Source organism: Serratia proteamaculans, assembly GCF_008830365.1.
Lineage (GTDB): Bacteria > Pseudomonadota > Gammaproteobacteria > Enterobacterales > Enterobacteriaceae > Serratia > Serratia proteamaculans.
Window position 1 is genome coordinate 643,273 of record NZ_WBKI01000002.1, and the last position, 16,428, is coordinate 659,700.

Consider the following 16,428-nt stretch of genomic DNA (forward strand, 5'->3'; position numbering starts at 1 on the left):
AGGTGTTAAAAAGTCATCTCAATAACCTCTCTCAGTGGATAAATGTTCGGTACGCGAAAGTCATTAAGTTCCGTAACCACATTACCACTGAGAAATTGAAAGCGGGCAGATAAAAATGAAAAATTTCCAACAAGAAATTAGTGATATTTCAGGCTGGTTATCAAAAATAGGTGCTGATCCCAGCGGCGGCATGACCCGTCTGCTTTACACCAAAGAATGGGTTGAAGCCCAACAGGCGTTGAAAAATACCTTTGACGCCGCCGGACTTAAAACGCATTTCGACACTGTCGGCAACCTGTTTGGCCGCCTTGAGGGCAGCCAATATCCTGACCAGGTTATTCTTTGCGGTTCGCATATTGATACAGTGGTCAACGGCGGCAATCTCGACGGGCAATTCGGCATTGAAGCCGCTTATCTGGCGATCAAGCACCTGAAGGAAACCTATGGCGCGCCACTGCGCAGCCTGGAGGTGCTCGCGCTGGCGGAAGAAGAAGGCAGCCGTTTCCCTTATGTCTTCTGGGGCAGCAAGAATATTGTCGGTCAGGCTCGCAAGGAAGACGTCCAGCATATTCGCGACGCCAAAGGCATTGGCTTTGTTGAGGCGATGCACAGCGCCGGTTTCGACTTCCCTGCGCAAGATCAGCCGCTGCGCAAAGATATTGCAGCCTTTGTCGAGATCCACATTGAGCAAGGCAAAGTGCTGGAAACTGAAGGAAAAACGATCGGTGTCGTCACCAGCATCGTTGGCCAACGGCGTTATGACGTCAAACTGCACGGCGAAGCTAACCATGCCGGCACGACCCCGATGAGCTATCGTAAGGATACCGTTCACGCCTTCAGTCGCATTTGTTGCGAATCCATCGCCAAAGCGCGGGCCGAAGGCGATCCGCTGGTGCTGACTTTCGGCAAGGTTGACCCTAAGCCGAACACCGTCAACGTCGTGCCGGGCTTTACCCACTTCACTTTCGATTGCCGCCATACCGATCAGGCCACTCTGCTGCGTTTTAGCCAGGAAATCGAAAGCGATATCCAACGCATCTGCGCGGAAATGGGTATTGAGGTCGAAATAGACCTTTGGATGGATGAACCACCTATCCCGATGGATAAGCAACTGGTCAGGTGCGTCAGCCAGTTGTGTGAGGCGCAGCAACTGAACTTCCGCATGATGCACAGCGGTGCCGGGCACGACTCGCAGATTTTCTCCCCATATGTGCCAACGGTCATGATGTTTGTGCCCAGCATTGCCGGCATCAGCCATAACCCAGCAGAGAAAACCCACATCGCTGACCTTAACGAAGGCGTGAAAATTCTGGCGAAGACGTTGTACCAACTGGCCTACACCGAACAGGGGGCCAATTTATGAGCAGCAACGACTTCGACCCGCGCTACTGGAAAAAGATAGTCGTCGTACTCTGTTTAGGCTGGGCGGTAATCTGGATTTACCGCACCATCCTGACGCCGATCTTTCCCGAGATCCAACAAACCATCGGCACGCATTCCAACGCCGAAATGGGGTTGATCGCCAGCTTCTACTTTTTCGCCTATACCGGGATGCAGATCCCGGCGGGCATGCTGGTAGATAAATTCGGCAAGAAAGTGGTGTTAATACCCGGTTTTTGTCTGTTCATCATCGCGACCCTGCTGATTGGTAACGCCACCAGCCTGACCATGGTGTATGCCGGCAGCCTGCTGGCCGGTATGGGCTGTGGTTCCTACTACGGTTCGGCGTATTCCCTGTCGTCAGAAAATATTCCGTTGGAAAAGCGCGGGCTGGCAACCGCAGTGATTAACAGCGGTTCGGCACTGGGCATGGCCATCGGTCTGATCGCGTCCAGCCTGCTGGTGAAAAGCGTCGGCATGAACTGGCAGATCATGTTGTTCATCATCACCGGATTGCTGGTGATAATGACCATCGTGTTCGCCATTGTCATCAAAGGCTCATCGTATCAGACGGCGCCAGTACCGGTCGTCAACCCAAGTGCCGCGCCAGAGGCGCTCGAAGAAGAGCCGCAGGCCAGTGGTTTGTTCAGCCTGCGGATGGTCTCCGCCTACGTGATGTACTTCGCCACCTGTTACGGCTACTACATGATCGTTACCTGGCTGCCTTCGTTCTTACAGCAGGAACGAGGGTTTGAAGGCGTCGCCATCGGTTTTGCCTCCGCACTGGTGGCCTTTGCTTCGGTGCCGGGTGCGCTGTTCTTCAGCCGTATGTCTGACCGTTTCAGAAGCAAAAAGGTACAGTTGATCGTCTTCCTGCAGATTTGCGCGGCGGTGATGCTGACCTGCACCGTGATCTCCCCAGACTCCACCATGCTGCTGATCAGTCTGGTCCTGTACGGGCTGCTGGGCAAACTGGCCGTCGATCCGATCATGATCTCTTTCGTGGCCGATAATGCGCCGAAAAAAGGCTATGGCACCAGCTTTGGAGTGTTCAACTTCTTTGGCATGTCGTCTTCGGTCATCGCCCCTTTCCTGACTGGCGTGATCTCCGATCAAACCGGCTCCAAAGTCATGGGCTTCTATATTTCCGCCGCCATTCTGTTGGTCGGCACCGTTATTTTCTTCACTGTTAACGTTTTGATGAAACGCACAACTCAATCCCAGGCGGCGACACAGGCCTGACAGCACTTTAACTACCGGGCGCAATTTCCGGCGCCCTTTCAACGATCAGGAGAACAAACGTGGGTTACTTCAACAATCAAACCGGCTATCCAAACGATATTCTGGCATCACGCGCGATTATCAAACGCAGCAACTACGCATTGATTCCGCCGGACGGATTAGTGCGCAATATCATCCCCGGCTTTGAGAATTGCGATGTCACCATTCTGTCGACACCGAAACTGGGCGCCACCTTTGTCGATTACCTGGTCACGTTGCATGACTGTGGGCGCAACACCCGGGGCTTCGGCGGCGAAAACGTAGAAACCTTTGTTTACGTGATCGACGGCGCGGTCACCGCCTCCGCCGATGCTACGGAGTACCCGCTGACCCGTGGCGGCTATCTCTATTGCCCGGCCGGCGTAACATTGCGACTGGAAAACGCCAACGGCGGCCAGCCAAGCCAGTTATTCCTGTACAAACGCAACTATCAACGCATCAAGGGCTATGAGGCCCACGTGGTGAGCAATAACGTCAACAACCTGGAGAAAATCCATTACGAAGGAATGAGCAACGTGATCTTGCAGGACCTGCTGCCCAAGGATCTCGGCTTCGATATGAACATGCATATCCTCTCCTTCAAACCCGGTGCCAGCCACGGCTATATAGAAACTCACGTACAGGAACACGGCGCCTATATCCTGAGCGGCGCGGGTGTCTACAACCTGGATAACGAGTGGGTACCAGTGAAAAAAGGCGACTATATCTTTATGGGGGCCTATGTCCCGCAGGCAGGCTATGCGGTAGGGAAAGAAGAGTTCAGCTACATTTATTCCAAAGACTGCAACCGCGACGTCGAGCTGTAAGTCCCTCTGACCATGATGGCCACCTGCCAGCGCAGCGTGGCCTTCTTCTTTTTTACGTCATCTGTTGACCCATCTGCATCACGCGGGCAATGTTTCTGGCACTTTGCTGTAAATTGATTTCCCCTTGAGATAGGGCACTTTCCAGCGTGCTCAGCCGGGGCAGGATACTGAATATCGCATCAATTCCCTGCTGATGTACCGCCTCTGCCCCCTCGCCCAATACACCCGCCAGGGCAATCACCGGCAGATGATGGCGCTGCGCCATCCTGGCGATGCCCGACAGCGCCTTGCCGCCTAATGTCTGATGATCGATACGCCCTTCACCGGTCACAATCAGATCGGCGGAAATCACCGCATCCTCCAGCCGCAGCGCCGCCATGATGATATCAATACCCGGTTTCAGTTTCGCGCCGAGAAACACCTGCGAGGCGATCCCCATCCCCCCCGCCGCACCGCCGCCTGGGATCTGCCGAACGTCGTTGCCGGTAAACTGTCGGATCACTGCCGCATACTGCCCCAGCGCCTGTTCCAACTGCTCAACCATCGCTGACGTCGCCCCCTTCTGTGGGCCAAAAACGGTTGCTGCACCGCGTGCCCCAACCAAAGGGTTATCCACGTCGCAAGCCACCTCGATGTTGCACTGCTGCAAGCGGCCATCAAGCGCAGAGAGATCGATACCACTCAACGTCGCCAGTTCCACTGCGCCCAAAGACAGCGCCTTGCCATCCGGCCGATAGAAACGCCCACCCAATGCCTGAACCATACCCACGCCGCCATCGACCGTGGCACTGCCGCCTATACCCAAAATGATATGCCGGATCCCCCGATCCAGCGCGTGCCGAATGAGTTCTCCGGTACCATAGCTGGTGGCCTGCAGTGGGTTTCTTTGCGCAGCCGATACCAGCATCAGGCCGCTGGCCGCTGCCATTTCTATCACCGCTGTCCTACCGTCGCCGCTGATGCCATAAAACGCCTCCACTCTTTCCCCCATCGGCCCCATTACCTCAACCCACACCTTCTGCCCGCCGGTGGCGGCGACCAGGGCATCGACCGTACCTTCACCTCCGTCTGCAATCGGCAGACAAATACACTCCGCTTCGGGATAAACTTCACGAAATCCCCGTGCAATCGCCTGTGCCGCCAATTCAGCACTGACGCTTTCCTTGAAGGAATCTGGAACAATAACAATCTTCATGGTGCATCCTTATACGTAATAAATAAAACAGCCATGCATTTCCATTCGAGGTTACTTATGAATAACCCGACGAAAAATACATGGCGAAATAAAATTTAAATTACTTAACGCACTACCCACCATCAATCACCGGGTAAAATGCCGACGCTATTTATTAACCAACTTGGCCGGTACGCTGTAAGTCAGTATCGCGCCTAATATCATCATTGATGACAATACGCACATTGCCACTAAATTACTGTTCGTCAGTTGTTTGAAATATCCGATGATGTAGGGCGATATAAATCCACCTATATTGGCGATGGAATTGATCAGAGCGATGCCCGCCGCCGCACAGGTGCCAGTGAAAATAGCATTCGGCAGGCTCCAGAACAGCGGAGAAGGCACCAGGCTGGAAGCTACCGCCACGCATAACGATGCCATCACTACATACTTGTTATCCGGGAACAGACCGATAAAGATCAACGACACCGCCGCGATGCAGAAAGGCACAATAATATGCCAGCGCCGCTCCCGATGCTTGTCCGAACTGCGCGCGGCGGTCAGCATAGCCACCACCGCGAGCATGTAAGGCAGCATGGTCAACAGGCCAATATCCATCACGGAGACTACCCCGGTATCGCGGATAATGGTCGGTACCCAAAACGCCAATCCCCCCTGGCCCATGACAGTACAGAAACAGATCAGCCACATTTTGGTGAATGCCGACGACTTCAACATGCTTTTCATCGTCCACTCCTGCACACCAACTCCACCATCATTCGACTTGCGCGGTGCACTCTGTTCCATGTCCGCCTTAATCATTGCCTTTTCTTCCGGGCTGAGCCATTTGGCGCTCTGATAGGTATTATCCAGGAAATAGAAAATAACTATGGCGATCAACAGCGCGCGCGGGCCACTGATAAAGAACAGCCACTGCCATCCTGACAAATCCATCATGCCGTTCATATGCTCAATGATCCAACCACATAGCGGGCCGCCAATAATATTACTCACCGGAATGCCACAGACAAACAAGGCGGTCATTTTGGCCCGCTGGCTTGAAGGGAACCAGAGCGTCAGATAAAGGATCACGCCGGGGTAAAAGCCGGCCTCCGCCAGTCCCAGCAGAAAACGTGCCAGGTAGAACTGCGTTGGGTTAGTGATAAAGATGCTCAGCATCGAAATCGCTCCCCATACGACCATCAGCAGGGCAATGACCTTCTTAGCGCCATATTTACTCAGCAGGATATTGCTGGGCACCCCGGCAATGATATAGCCGATGAAGAAGACTCCAGCGCCCAGGCCGTATACCGCCTCCGCCATGGAAACATTACCGTTTAGAATATCCGGCATCATTTGAAACTTGGAGAATGAAATCCCAACGCGGTCCAGATAACCCACAATATAACTAATCAATAAAATGGGCATGATTCGCCAGGCGACTTTTCGATATAAACTATTTTTGTCAGGGGCGGTAAGCACTTTTTCAATCACAGCATTATCGGTTGCCATATAAGTTTCTCCTTGGGTTGGCATCCTGCTATTTATTGTCTTTATTGTTTTAGATCGTTTTTATTGAAGAAGACCCTCTTTATTTATCACAAAGAGGGTATTTTTAATGTCGACCATCTCTAATTCTATTAGTACAGATTTTTATTTATTGGCTAAATTACGATTAGCCGGAAACTTTATGGTTACCCATGATCTCCAGCGCCTGTACCAGCGCGGAATGATCGAGATCGCTCGCACCATTGGCAGCGCAAACGTTGAACAACTCCTGACAAGTGGCAGTATTCGGCAGGCTCAGCGACAAGGCCTTCGCCCCCTGCAACGCCAAATTCAAATCCTTTTGATGCAGCGAGATGCGGAAACCTGGAGCAAAGGCCCGTTTGATCATCCGCTCACCGTGCACCTCAAGAATGCGCGACGAGGCGAAACCGCCCATCAGAGCTTCACGCACTCTGGCCGGATCGGCACCAGCGCGGGAGGCAAACACCAAGGCTTCGGAGACGGCCTCAATGGTCAGCGCGACAATGATCTGATTCGCAACCTTGCAAGTTTGCCCATCGCCGTTGCCGCCGATCAGGGTAATATTTTTACCCATCAGCATCAGCAGGGGTTTTACCCGCTCAAAGGTCGCCTCGTCGCCACCGACCATAATGGTCAGTGTTCCCTGTTTAGCCCCCACTTCACCGCCGGACACCGGCGCATCCAGATAGGCGGCACCCAGTTGGTTGATGCGTTCGGCAAAACGCTTGGTCTCCAGCGGTGAAATAGAGCTCATGTCTACCAGCACCTTGCCGGCAAGCTTACCGGCGGCACAACCGTTGTCACCAAACAACACTTCTTCAACCTGTGGCGTATCCGGAACCATAATGAATATGATCTCGGCCTCGTCCACCACTTGCTGCGGGTGACGGCAGGCAATCGCCCCCCGTTGCACCAGCTCGGCAGGAACTTCATGCAGGGTGTTGGCATACAACTGATGGCCGCCCTCGATTAATTTTTCCGCCATCGGCGCACCCATGATACCCAGGCCAATAAATCCCACTTTCATTTTCGTCTCCTCAGGATTGGTACTTTTTAATCCATGACAGGCCGCTTTCTGTCGTAGTCATCGGTTTATATTCACAACCGACCCAGCCGCGATATCCCATGCGGTCCAGCGCGGAGAAGATATAATCGTAATTAATCTCGCCACTGCCAGGTTCATGACGCCCCGGATTATCCGCCACCTGAATATGGCTGATTTTAGCCAGCAGCCTCTCCATGGTTTGCGTCAACTCGCCCTCCATGCGCTGCATATGGTAAATGTCATACTGCAGGTAAATATTGGGGCTGCCGATCTGCTCAATAAGATCGATGGCTTGCCGCGAACCGTGCAAATAAAAGTTCGGCATGTCGTAGGTATTGATCGGCTCAATCAGCAGACGAATATTTTCCTTCGCCAATGCCTGAGCGGCATAGCTGAGGTTCTCCATCACCAACTCATCGGTCTTATGGCGGCTGACCGACGGATCCGAGTTGCCGATCAGACAGTTGATTTGCCCGCAGCCCAATTCATGCGCATAGTCGATCGCCAACCCGACCCCGTCGCGAAACTCACCCTCGCGCCCCGGCAGGCAGGCAATGCCCCGCTCGCCGGCCGCCCAATCGCCAGCCGGCAAGTTTTGCAGCACCTGCGTAAGTTGATGTTCGGCCAGCGCATTGCGCAGCGCGGCCGCCGGATAGTCGTAGGGGAACATATATTCCACCGCGCTGAACCCTTGCTGCTGCGCATGGCGAAAACGCTGCATAAAATCCACTTCATTAAACAGCATGGATAAGTTTGCTGAGAACTTTGGCATGGTAATTCTCCTCAACGGTAGTCAAAGAAGTTGACCGAAGTCGGCGCATCTTCTGGCGTCTCTGCAATCGGCTCGAACTCATTCACATTATCCAGCTCGGTGCCCATAGAAATATTGGTGACACGCTCCAAAATAATTTCCACGACCACAGGCACCTGATGTTTGTTCATTAACTCCTGCGCCTGCTGGAATGCCGGGGCAATATCTTCCGGTTTGAAAACGCGCAGCGCTTTGCACCCCAAACCTTCAACCACTTTGACGTGGTCCACGCCGTATTCGCCGAGTTCCGGGTTGTTAATATTTTCAAACGACAGTTGGACGCAATAATCCATATCGAAACCACGCTGAGACTGGCGGATTAAGCCCAGATAGGCGTTGTTCACCAGCACATGGATGTACGGCAATTTGAATTGCGCGCCAACCGCCAGTTCCTCAATCATGAATTGGAAATCGTAATCACCGGACAGTGCGATCACCTTGCGTTTCGGATCGGCAACGCATACGCCCAGCGCGGCTGGCAGCGTCCAACCCAACGGGCCAGCCTGACCGGCGTTGATCCAATGGCGAGGTTCAAACACCTGCAGCATTTGCGCGGCAGCGATCTGCGACAGTCCAATAGTGGTGACATAGCTGGCATCACGACCAAAGGCACGGTTCATCTCCTCATACACCCGCTGCGGCTTGATTGGCGAGTTATCAAAGTGGGTTTTACGCAGCAGAGTTTGCTTGCGTTGCAGGCAGGTCGCGCACCAGGCTTCACGATTAGGCAACTTCCCGTGTTCAAAACGGCTACGAGCCGTATCCACCAGCATCTGCAAAGCAATGCGCGCGTCGGAGACAATCCCCAGATTCGGGCAGATGACCCGACCAATTTGCGTCGGCTCAATATCAATGTGGATCACTTTACGGCCGGCAGTGTATTTATCCACCGAGCCGGTGTGGCGGTTAGCCCAGCGGTTGCCAATGCCAAACACCAGGTCTGAATCCAGCAGGTTGGCGTTGCCATAGCGATGCGAGGTCTGCAAACCTGCCATACCGGCCATCAGCGGGTGATCGTCCGGGATCGCCCCCCAACCCATCAGTGTCGGGATCACCGGCACATTGCAGATTTCGGCTAACTGTTGCAGCAAATCTGCCGCATCAGCATTGTGAATGCCACCACCGGCAATAATTAGCGGTTTTTTCGCTGCACAGAGTAAATCCAATGCCTTGTCGATCTGCGCCTGAGTCGCCGCTGGCTTGTAAGCGGGCAAAGACGAGTAAGTGTCTGGATCAAACTCGATTTCCGCCATCTGCACATCGAATGGCAGATCGATCAGTACTGGCCCAGGACGGCCGGAACGCATCAGGTGAAATGCCTGCTGCAACACGCGCGGCACCAGCGCCGGTTCCTGCACGGTCACGGCCATCTTGGTCACTGGCTTGGCGATAGATTCAATATCCACCGCCTGAAAATCTTCTTTATGCAACCGCGCACGCGGCGCTTGTCCGGTAATACACAGAATAGGAATGGAATCCGCCGAAGCGGAGTACAGCCCGGTAATCATGTCGGTGCCCGCAGGGCCGGAGGTGCCAATACATACGCCGATATTGCCCGCCGCAGCGCGGGTATAGCCTTCCGCCATATGCGAAGCCCCTTCCACGTGCCGCGCCAGATAATGCTTGATGCCGCCATGTTTGCGCATCGCGTCATAAAACGGGTTAATTGCCGCACCAGGAACACCGAAAGCGGTGGTGATCCCCTCCTTTTCCAGCACGTACATTGCAGCATCTACAGCTCGCATAATTGCCATGTTAATTCTCTCCTTAAATGTTGGAAAATTTTTCCAACTTAAATTCTATTTCAAAAAAACCCGTTTGGTGATCAAACGGGGATTGCTACTCTATGTGTACGTCAGTCGGTCACGACCCGCCCAACATGCAACGGCTTATGTCTTGCTGCGCGATTCACCCAATGCGGCGCTGATGTCTCTGGCAACTTCACCCACCAGTTCTCCCAGTTCCTTAAAGCGCTCCTTACCGACCCGCGAGCTTGGTCCGGAAATGGAGATGGCTGCGATCACGTTGTTATTGCGATCAAAAATCGCCGAGGCCAAGCAGTTCAAACCAAGAGCATGTTCTTCATCATCAATGGTGTAGCCTTGCTCCAAAGACTGATGTAAATCCTTACGCAGTAAATTTACGCTGGTGAGGGTCTTCGGCGTATAGGACTGCAGGCCGGAACGCACGATCAAGTCAAGCATTTCCTCTTCCGCCAGCGGGTACAGTAGCGCCTTGCCTGCGCCTGACGCGTGCAGCGGCAAACGGCTACCCAGCGGGGCGCACATGCGTACCATGGCCTGGCATTCACACTGGCGAATCAGCACCGCATCAAAATTATTGCGGATCGCCAGGTTAGCGGTTTCACCGGAAAGCAGCATCAGCCGACGCATAAACGGCCCCGCCACCGACACCACATCACGATCATTCATATAGGCTGAGCCAACGGTGAATGACTGGATGCCGATATGCCACCAACCAAGTTGCGGATCCTGAAAAACGAACTCTGATTTTTCCAACACTTTCAATAACCTGAATGTCGTTGAAAGGGGCAATTCCAACTTTTCTGACAGCACGGAAACGGATGAACTCCCCCCGGCATTCGCCAGATACTGGAGGATCTCCAGCCCACGATCCAACGCCTGCGCCCCTTTGGTTGCCCCTGCATCGGTCGATGGTCTCCCTTTCCTGCGTAATTCGGTCATTCAAGCTTTCCTTCGTCTGTTTCATCTGCCCGCTATAATAAACACCCTCCGCTACAGGCGACCAGCGCTATCCAAAAACAATGCGATAAGATTCAGGTAAACGGCTAACGACGCAGTTATCCGGTCCCGCACGATCGATGGTGAAAAAGTCGGTGACTTTCTCATAGGCAAACAGCGGGTGGTGCCAGACATTGCGATGATAGTTAACCCCCTGCTTGCCGTTGGTGATAAAAGCGCGCAGCGTGCTAATGGGAACCTCATCTCCAGGCTCCGCCACTATCACCACAAAACGCTCGCCGTTCATCGGAATAAAGGCCTGCGACGACAACGGATGCTTTTCCAGCAGTGAAAAAGCCATTGGCAGTTCGCTGGGTTCCGCCCGGTTGATGCTGGCCAATACCCTATTGCCATCCGACACTTCGATTTTGGCAAGATCGTGATAACGCTCCGTTTTTCCATCATTGATATGAAAGAAACGCGAACCTTCTATTTGCAGTACATCACCATAGGGCGCAAAGGCTTCTGGCGTTAACTCAGCGATTATTAGATCCATATAATTCTCCAAGGCTCATTACCCAGACGATGGTTAAAACGACGATACTGTTCCTTTCAAGCCTTCACTCTAGACAGAGCATGGTTAATTTGACAGCAATTTTTTGGAAAATTTTTCCATAATAAGATCAATCGCACATTTTATGCACCAACGATAAATATAAATGTTTTAAATCAATTAATTGAATCGCCTCTCAATAAAACATGCCTCAGTCATTAGCGGTACCCTGTGCCGTCAATCGCACCGTTGCACGATGATTCTGTGACCGGGATCGTGGGGTTCAGCTTTGCCGCTGCCTATCGCACCGCAACATCAGTAGATTCTTTTTATCGATAATGGAAAGACAGTGTCAGCCAAGGAGCCCTCATGCTGGATCACGAGACCATTCGGTCGTTTATCAAAGTTGCTGAGTGTCAGAGCTTCTCCCGTGCAGCCGAATTACTGCACAAGACCACAGCCACCATCAGCTACCGCATTAAAACGCTGGAAGAGAGCATCGGCACACAGCTATTTATCCGCACAACACGTACCGTAAACCTGACCCCGGCAGGGGAATACCTGTTGGAGCGTTGCCGTCAATGGCATGATTGGTTGGACGCCATGCCGGGCGAGTTGAGGCAAATCAATGATGGCGTCGAGCATCAGGTCAATATCGTTATCAATAACTTGCTATACAACGCCAGCGCCGTCGCTGGCCTGTTAGCTTACCTGCATGAGAAGTATCCCTTCACGCAGTTCCACATCTCACGACAGGTCTATATGGGGGTGTGGGACGCACTGCTGAATGAAGACTGCCATTTGGCGATCGGCGCGGCGGGGAGTGAATCGCTGGAAAACAGCATCAATGTGCTGCCTCTGGGTAAGATTGAGTGGGTTTTTGCTATCGCACCACAGCATCCGCTGGCTAATGCACCCGATCCGCTTGGCGAGGCGCAACTGCGCGCCTACCCTGCCATTAACGTCGAGGATACTGCTCGCCACCTGGCAAAACGCATCGCCTGGCTGTTGTCAGGGCAACAGGAAATCAAGGTACCGGATCTGCACACCAAGCTTGAATGCCACCTGCGCGGCCTGGGGATCGGCTTCCTGCCACGCAGGTTATGCCAACCCTATATCGACCGCGGCGAACTGGTGGAAAAAAACCTCAAATACCCCCGTCATAACTCGTCTCTATCACTGGCGTGGTCAGACACCCGCTGCGGTGAAGCGGTGAAAACCATTATCGGGCTGTTCCAGACGCAGGATCCACTGATTGCAGGGCTGGTTTGCGCATTGGACTAAGGTTTTTTGACGGTATATCAGTAGGCATTCCTGCAGGGCTGGCGTAATATCTGTTTACATATGTCTGACAGGAGGTTTGCCATGTTCACCCTTATTCCCATCGTGATTGTCGTCGCACTGATCATCGTATTTGCCGGCGTCAAAATTGTTCCGCAAGGGTTCCAATGGACGGTGGAACGCTTCGGCCGCTACACCAAAACGCTGATGCCCGGTTTAAACCTGGTGGTGCCTTTTATGGACCGCATCGGCAGAAAAATTAATATGATGGAGCAGGTACTGGATATCCCTTCACAGGAAATCATCTCGCGCGACAACGCCAACGTGGCCATCGATGCAGTGTGTTTTATCCAGGTGGTCGATCCGGCGCGTGCCGCTTATGAAGTGAGTAATCTTGAGCTGGCGATCGTCAACCTGACCATGACCAACTTCCGTACCGTGCTCGGTTCCATGGAGCTGGACGAAATCCTCTCGCAACGTGACAGCATCAACAGTCGCCTGCTGCATATCGTCGACGAAGCCACTAATCCGTGGGGCATTAAAATCACCCGCATTGAGATCCGAGACGTACGTCCGCCAGCAGAATTAATCTCGGCAATGAACGCCCAGATGAAGGCCGAGCGAACCAAGCGTGCAGATATTCTGGAGGCCGAAGGCGTGCGTCAGGCTGCCATCCTGCGTGCCGAAGGTGACAAACAGTCGCAAATCCTCAAGGCAGAGGGTGAACGTCAGTCGGCGTTCCTGCAGGCAGAAGCCCGTGAGCGTGCCGCTGAAGCAGAGGCGCGAGCCACTCAACTGGTGTCCGATGCTATCGCCAGCGGCAATATCCAGGCAGTGAACTACTTTGTGGCGCAGAAATACACTGATGCGTTGCAGAAAATCGGCTCCGCCAACAACAGTAAAGTCATCATGATGCCGCTGGACGCCAGCAGCCTGCTTGGTTCAATTGGTGGCATTGCCGAACTGTTGAAAGACAACAAAGGCAAGTAATCATGCTCGAACAAATTGCAGCAAACCCGCACTGGTTTTGGCTTTCCCTCGGCGGGCTGCTGCTGGCGGCAGAAATGCTCGGTGCCAGCGGCTACCTGTTGTGGAGTGGCGTATCGGCACTGGTGGTCGGCGCCATCGTCTGGCTGTTGCCGCAGTTGGGCTGGGAATGGCAGGGGGTGATTTTTGCCGTACTGACCGTGGTAGTGGCCTACCTGTGGTGGTACTGGCTGCGCCAGCGCCCGGCTGCAGCTTCCAGCGGTCCGCAGGTGCTGAACCAGCGCAACCGCCAGTTGATTGGCACCCGCGCCACGCTGATCGAACCTATGCATAACGGTATGGGGCGCATTAACATCGGCGACAGCAGTTGGCGTGCCCAGGCCAGTGAAGATCTGGCGGTGGGTACCGAGGTCGAAGTGATCGCCGTCGAAGGCATCACTCTGGTGATCCGGGCTACCACCCGTTAGTGATTATGGCAACAACCCGCCAGATTGTTAATGATCGGGCACTCGGCTCCGTCATCACCCGGGCATTGATCCGCCAGCGCCACTAAACGCTGGCGCATCTCACCGAGTTCGGCAATGTGCTTTTCAATATCCGCCACTTTTTGCAGCGTGCGCGCTTTCACATCGGCGCTATGGCGGGCCGGATCGTTAAACAACGCCACCAGCTCACGGCATTCATCCAGATTAAACCCCACCTGCCGAGCCTGGCGTAGCAGCGTCAGTTCTTCAATGTGCTTTGGGTTATAGCTGCGGTAACCGTTGTCGGTACGGATTGGCGCAGTCACCAGCCCTTTCTCTTCATAAAAGCGGATTGCCTTGCTGGTTAAACCGGTTTTTTTCGCCACGTCGCTGATATTCATTTTCACTCCTTGACCTTCCCCTTGCTAGAAGGTTTATCCTTCATTCTTAGTGAAAACAGGTCAAGCGGTCAACCTTTAAACACCGCTCTTGAGAGGAATCAAACCATGTCACAAGTTACCGTACTGGCATTGCAGGGGCTGACCTGCATGCATTGTGTTGGCAGCACACGTAAAGCTTTAGAAGCCGTGCCTGGCGTTACCGCCGTGGATGTCGCCCTTGATAGCGCCAAAGTGACCGGCGATGTCACGCCACAAACGCTGATTAACGCAGTGGAACAGGCCGGTTATCACGCCAGCCTTGCCTAACCCCCATAGACCGAACCAGGACCACGGGGCGCAATTCATCGCGCCCCGTTTCCTTTGGGATAATTCCTTCACTCTTCAGACTTTCTTGTATGCCAGATAGCGTTTAGCATGGGGTAAATGTTACGCCCCTCACCTTTCAAGCTGAAAGGCGAACAAGTTATTCAGGAGCCACGCTGTATGGGTCAACTGTTACGCCGCATCGCCGCCTTTCTCGGCCTGATCTCCCCCATCACCTATGCCTATCCGGCACTGGACATTCGACTGCCCGGCGATCGTCAGTTCCATCTGGTGGGCAGTATTCATATGGGGACGGTGGATATGTCACCGCTGCCGGCCAAACTGGCCGCACGCCTGAAGCAGGCGGATGCCTTGATTGTGGAGGCCGATATCACCGGTTCCGCCTCCCCCTTTGACCACATCGAGCAGCAGGCAGAACTGGATCAACGACTCTCCGAACCGGAGTTTCAGCAATTGCTGACGCTGTGCCAAGAACTGGGTACCGATGCCGAGACCTTTTCAACCCTGCCCGGCTGGCAGGTGGCGCTGATGATGCAGGCTCGTCAGGCTCAGCGGCTGGGGCTGCGCGCCGAATACGGCGTGGATTATCAGTTGTTGCAGGCCGCCAGGGCACAGCATAAAAAGGTGATCGAGCTGGAAGGTGCTGAACAGCAGATGGCGATGCTCGAGCAGCTACCGGAAGGGGGCATGGCGCTGCTGCGTGATACGCTGGAGCACTGGCATACCAACGCACGACTGCTGCAAACTATGGTGAGCTGGTGGCTGGACGCGAAACCCAACGGCATGCTGGAAACCCTGCCCGCGACTTTCAGTGCCGATCTGTACGACGTGTTGATGCATCAGCGCAACCGCGACTGGCGACAAAAACTGGAAGCTTTACCGGCTGGCAACTACGTAGTGGCGGTGGGTGCGCTGCATCTGTACGGCGAGGATAATCTGCCGGCAATGCTGCAGGGGCAGTAAAAAAAGTGGCCAATATCGCTACTGGCCAGTCAAAGAGGAATTTCTTGTATTTTAGTTATACGCATAGCAACCGTGTTAACGGTTACAATACACAGGGTAGCAACCGAGTGAACATCTTGGCAACCCGCTTTACGCTGCCGCTGCTCAGGTTGCTGTTACCGTTATATTTTTGTCGTTTTGTTGCAACCCGTTGCACCCTTGTGCGTCGGGATAAATAGGAAAACCCATGACGCCCGCAGTGATCCTGCTTGAGAAACAAAAAGTTGCCTTTACCCTTCACCCTTATCATCACGACAGTGCAGAAACCAACTTCGGTGATGAAGCGGTGAAGAAACTTGGACTGGATGCCGACCGCGTTTATAAGACACTGCTGGTGGCACTGAACGGTGATGCCAAACATCTGGCGGTAGCTGTCACGCCGGTCGCCACTCAGCTGGATTTGAAAAAGGTCGCCCGTGCACTGGGGGCTAAAAAAGCGGAAATGGCCGATCCGTTGCTGGCGCAACGCGTCACTGGTTATCTGGTGGGTGGCATCAGCCCGCTGGGGCAAAAAAAACGCCTGCCAACGGTGATCGACAGCCCGGCACAGCAGTTCGCCACCATTTACGTTTCTGGCGGCAAACGCGGGCTGGACATTGAGCTGGCGGCAGCAGATCTTTGCCGATTGTTGGCCGGTAGCTTCGCCGATATCGCCAAGCGCGATTGAAGAGCCAGGGGAGCCTT

16 protein-coding genes and 1 pseudogene are annotated in these 16,428 nt (G+C 53.7%); 9 read left to right on the top strand and 8 right to left on the bottom strand.

Going from position 1 to position 16,428, the window contains the following annotated elements; all coding sequences use genetic code 11:
• Window positions 1-115 precede the first annotated feature (115 nt).
• Genes allC through allE form a run of 3 tightly spaced genes read left to right on the top strand, consistent with a single transcriptional unit; the run spans window position 116 to window position 3,467 of the window.
• Window positions 116-1,363 carry an allantoate deiminase gene (gene allC / locus F8R23_RS12075; protein WP_151415665.1) on the top strand — a complete coding sequence of 416 codons (1,248 nt, stop codon included), beginning with the start codon at window positions 116-118 and terminating at the stop codon, window positions 1,361-1,363.
• A complete protein-coding gene (locus F8R23_RS12080) occupies window positions 1,360-2,622 on the top strand; it encodes an MFS transporter (RefSeq protein ID WP_129935895.1) in 1,263 nt (420 codons plus the stop codon). The genes allC and F8R23_RS12080 overlap by 4 nt, the downstream gene beginning before the upstream one ends.
• A 59-nt stretch (window positions 2,623-2,681) precedes the next feature.
• A complete protein-coding gene (gene allE, locus F8R23_RS12085; RefSeq protein WP_129935897.1) occupies window positions 2,682-3,467 on the top strand; it encodes a (S)-ureidoglycine aminohydrolase in 786 nt (261 codons plus the stop codon).
• A 52-nt stretch (window positions 3,468-3,519) separates the two neighbouring features.
• Here the strand turns inward: allE and F8R23_RS12090 are convergent, their stop codons facing one another.
• The 7 genes from F8R23_RS12090 to F8R23_RS12120 all read right to left on the bottom strand — a co-directional run bounded on the left by F8R23_RS12090 (window position 3,520) and on the right by F8R23_RS12120 (window position 11,288).
• Window positions 3,520-4,662: a glycerate kinase gene (locus F8R23_RS12090; protein WP_129935899.1), complete on the bottom strand. Its 1,143-nt coding sequence runs from the start codon at window positions 4,660-4,662 to the stop codon at window positions 3,520-3,522.
• A gap of 147 nt (window positions 4,663-4,809) precedes the next feature.
• The gene (locus F8R23_RS12095) at window positions 4,810-6,180 is read right to left on the bottom strand and encodes an MFS transporter (RefSeq protein WP_340641153.1); all 1,371 of its coding nucleotides are present in this window, start codon (window positions 6,178-6,180) and stop codon (window positions 4,810-4,812) included.
• A 139-nt stretch (window positions 6,181-6,319) separates the two neighbouring features.
• Complete coding sequence (gene glxR, locus F8R23_RS12100; RefSeq protein WP_129935903.1) at window positions 6,320-7,201, bottom strand: 2-hydroxy-3-oxopropionate reductase; 882 nt, start codon at window positions 7,199-7,201, stop codon at window positions 6,320-6,322.
• A 10-nt stretch (window positions 7,202-7,211) separates the two neighbouring features.
• A complete protein-coding gene (gene hyi, locus F8R23_RS12105) occupies window positions 7,212-7,991 on the bottom strand; it encodes a hydroxypyruvate isomerase (protein WP_129935905.1) in 780 nt (259 codons plus the stop codon).
• 11 nt (window positions 7,992-8,002) lie between these two features.
• Window positions 8,003-9,784, bottom strand: a complete 1,782-nt coding sequence (gcl, locus tag F8R23_RS12110) for a glyoxylate carboligase (protein ID WP_129938608.1) — start codon at window positions 9,782-9,784, stop codon at window positions 8,003-8,005.
• A 135-nt stretch (window positions 9,785-9,919) separates the two neighbouring features.
• Complete coding sequence (gene allR / locus F8R23_RS12115; RefSeq protein WP_129935909.1) at window positions 9,920-10,735, bottom strand: HTH-type transcriptional repressor AllR; 816 nt, start codon at window positions 10,733-10,735, stop codon at window positions 9,920-9,922.
• Between the two features lie 67 nt (window positions 10,736-10,802).
• Window positions 10,803-11,288, bottom strand: a complete 486-nt coding sequence (locus tag F8R23_RS12120; protein WP_129935911.1) for an ureidoglycolate lyase — start codon at window positions 11,286-11,288, stop codon at window positions 10,803-10,805.
• A gap of 366 nt (window positions 11,289-11,654) precedes the next feature.
• Between F8R23_RS12120 and allS the strand changes: the two genes are divergently transcribed.
• From allS to F8R23_RS12135, 3 genes are all read left to right on the top strand, one after another.
• Window positions 11,655-12,569: an HTH-type transcriptional activator AllS gene (gene allS, locus F8R23_RS12125; RefSeq protein ID WP_129935912.1), complete on the top strand. Its 915-nt coding sequence runs from the start codon at window positions 11,655-11,657 to the stop codon at window positions 12,567-12,569.
• 81 nt (window positions 12,570-12,650) lie between these two features.
• Window positions 12,651-13,556 (top strand): SPFH domain-containing protein, encoded by a 906-nt coding sequence (locus F8R23_RS12130; protein ID WP_017891872.1) that lies wholly within the window; start codon window positions 12,651-12,653, stop codon window positions 13,554-13,556.
• 2 nt (window positions 13,557-13,558) lie between these two features.
• Window positions 13,559-14,020, top strand: coding sequence for an NfeD family protein (locus F8R23_RS12135; protein WP_129935914.1), 462 nt, complete (start codon window positions 13,559-13,561; stop codon window positions 14,018-14,020).
• On the opposite strand, the gene cueR is transcribed toward F8R23_RS12135, so the two are convergent.
• Window positions 14,017-14,418 (bottom strand): Cu(I)-responsive transcriptional regulator, encoded by a 402-nt coding sequence (cueR, locus tag F8R23_RS12140; RefSeq protein WP_099065345.1) that lies wholly within the window; start codon window positions 14,416-14,418, stop codon window positions 14,017-14,019. The genes F8R23_RS12135 and cueR overlap by 4 nt on opposite strands.
• Window positions 14,419-14,535: 117 nt before the next feature.
• Here cueR and F8R23_RS12145 point away from each other — a divergent pair.
• From F8R23_RS12145 to ybaK, 3 genes and pseudogenes are all read left to right on the top strand, one after another.
• Window positions 14,536-14,721: pseudogene (locus F8R23_RS12145) on the top strand (cation transporter); the annotation flags it as partial.
• Between the two features lie 180 nt (window positions 14,722-14,901).
• Window positions 14,902-15,705, top strand: coding sequence for a TraB/GumN family protein (locus tag F8R23_RS12150; protein WP_151415666.1), 804 nt, complete (start codon window positions 14,902-14,904; stop codon window positions 15,703-15,705).
• A 226-nt stretch (window positions 15,706-15,931) separates the two neighbouring features.
• Window positions 15,932-16,411 carry a Cys-tRNA(Pro)/Cys-tRNA(Cys) deacylase YbaK gene (gene ybaK / locus F8R23_RS12155; protein WP_112347659.1) on the top strand — a complete coding sequence of 160 codons (480 nt, stop codon included), beginning with the start codon at window positions 15,932-15,934 and terminating at the stop codon, window positions 16,409-16,411.
• Window positions 16,412-16,428 lie beyond the last annotated feature (17 nt).

Excerpts from the sequence above, each read along its gene's own strand:
- allC (WP_151415665.1), top strand. The coding sequence starts at position 116 with ATGAAAAATTTCCAACAAGAAATTAGTGATATTTCAGGCTGGTTATCA.
- F8R23_RS12130 (WP_017891872.1), top strand. The coding sequence starts at position 12,651 with ATGTTCACCCTTATTCCCATCGTGATTGTCGTCGCACTGATCATCGTA.
- F8R23_RS12120 (WP_129935911.1), bottom strand. The coding sequence starts at position 11,288 with ATGGATCTAATAATCGCTGAGTTAACGCCAGAAGCCTTTGCGCCCTAT.
- cueR (WP_099065345.1), bottom strand. The coding sequence starts at position 14,418 with ATGAATATCAGCGACGTGGCGAAAAAAACCGGTTTAACCAGCAAGGCA.
- ybaK (WP_112347659.1), top strand. The coding sequence starts at position 15,932 with ATGACGCCCGCAGTGATCCTGCTTGAGAAACAAAAAGTTGCCTTTACC.
- allR (WP_129935909.1), bottom strand. The coding sequence starts at position 10,735 with ATGACCGAATTACGCAGGAAAGGGAGACCATCGACCGATGCAGGGGCA.
- F8R23_RS12095 (WP_340641153.1), bottom strand. The coding sequence starts at position 6,180 with ATGCCAACCCAAGGAGAAACTTATATGGCAACCGATAATGCTGTGATT.
- allS (WP_129935912.1), top strand. The coding sequence starts at position 11,655 with ATGCTGGATCACGAGACCATTCGGTCGTTTATCAAAGTTGCTGAGTGT.
- F8R23_RS12080 (WP_129935895.1), top strand. The coding sequence starts at position 1,360 with ATGAGCAGCAACGACTTCGACCCGCGCTACTGGAAAAAGATAGTCGTC.
- F8R23_RS12150 (WP_151415666.1), top strand. The coding sequence starts at position 14,902 with ATGGGTCAACTGTTACGCCGCATCGCCGCCTTTCTCGGCCTGATCTCC.
- hyi (WP_129935905.1), bottom strand. The coding sequence starts at position 7,991 with ATGCCAAAGTTCTCAGCAAACTTATCCATGCTGTTTAATGAAGTGGAT.
- glxR (WP_129935903.1), bottom strand. The coding sequence starts at position 7,201 with ATGAAAGTGGGATTTATTGGCCTGGGTATCATGGGTGCGCCGATGGCG.
- F8R23_RS12090 (WP_129935899.1), bottom strand. The coding sequence starts at position 4,662 with ATGAAGATTGTTATTGTTCCAGATTCCTTCAAGGAAAGCGTCAGTGCT.
- gcl (WP_129938608.1), bottom strand. The coding sequence starts at position 9,784 with ATGGCAATTATGCGAGCTGTAGATGCTGCAATGTACGTGCTGGAAAAG.
- F8R23_RS12135 (WP_129935914.1), top strand. The coding sequence starts at position 13,559 with ATGCTCGAACAAATTGCAGCAAACCCGCACTGGTTTTGGCTTTCCCTC.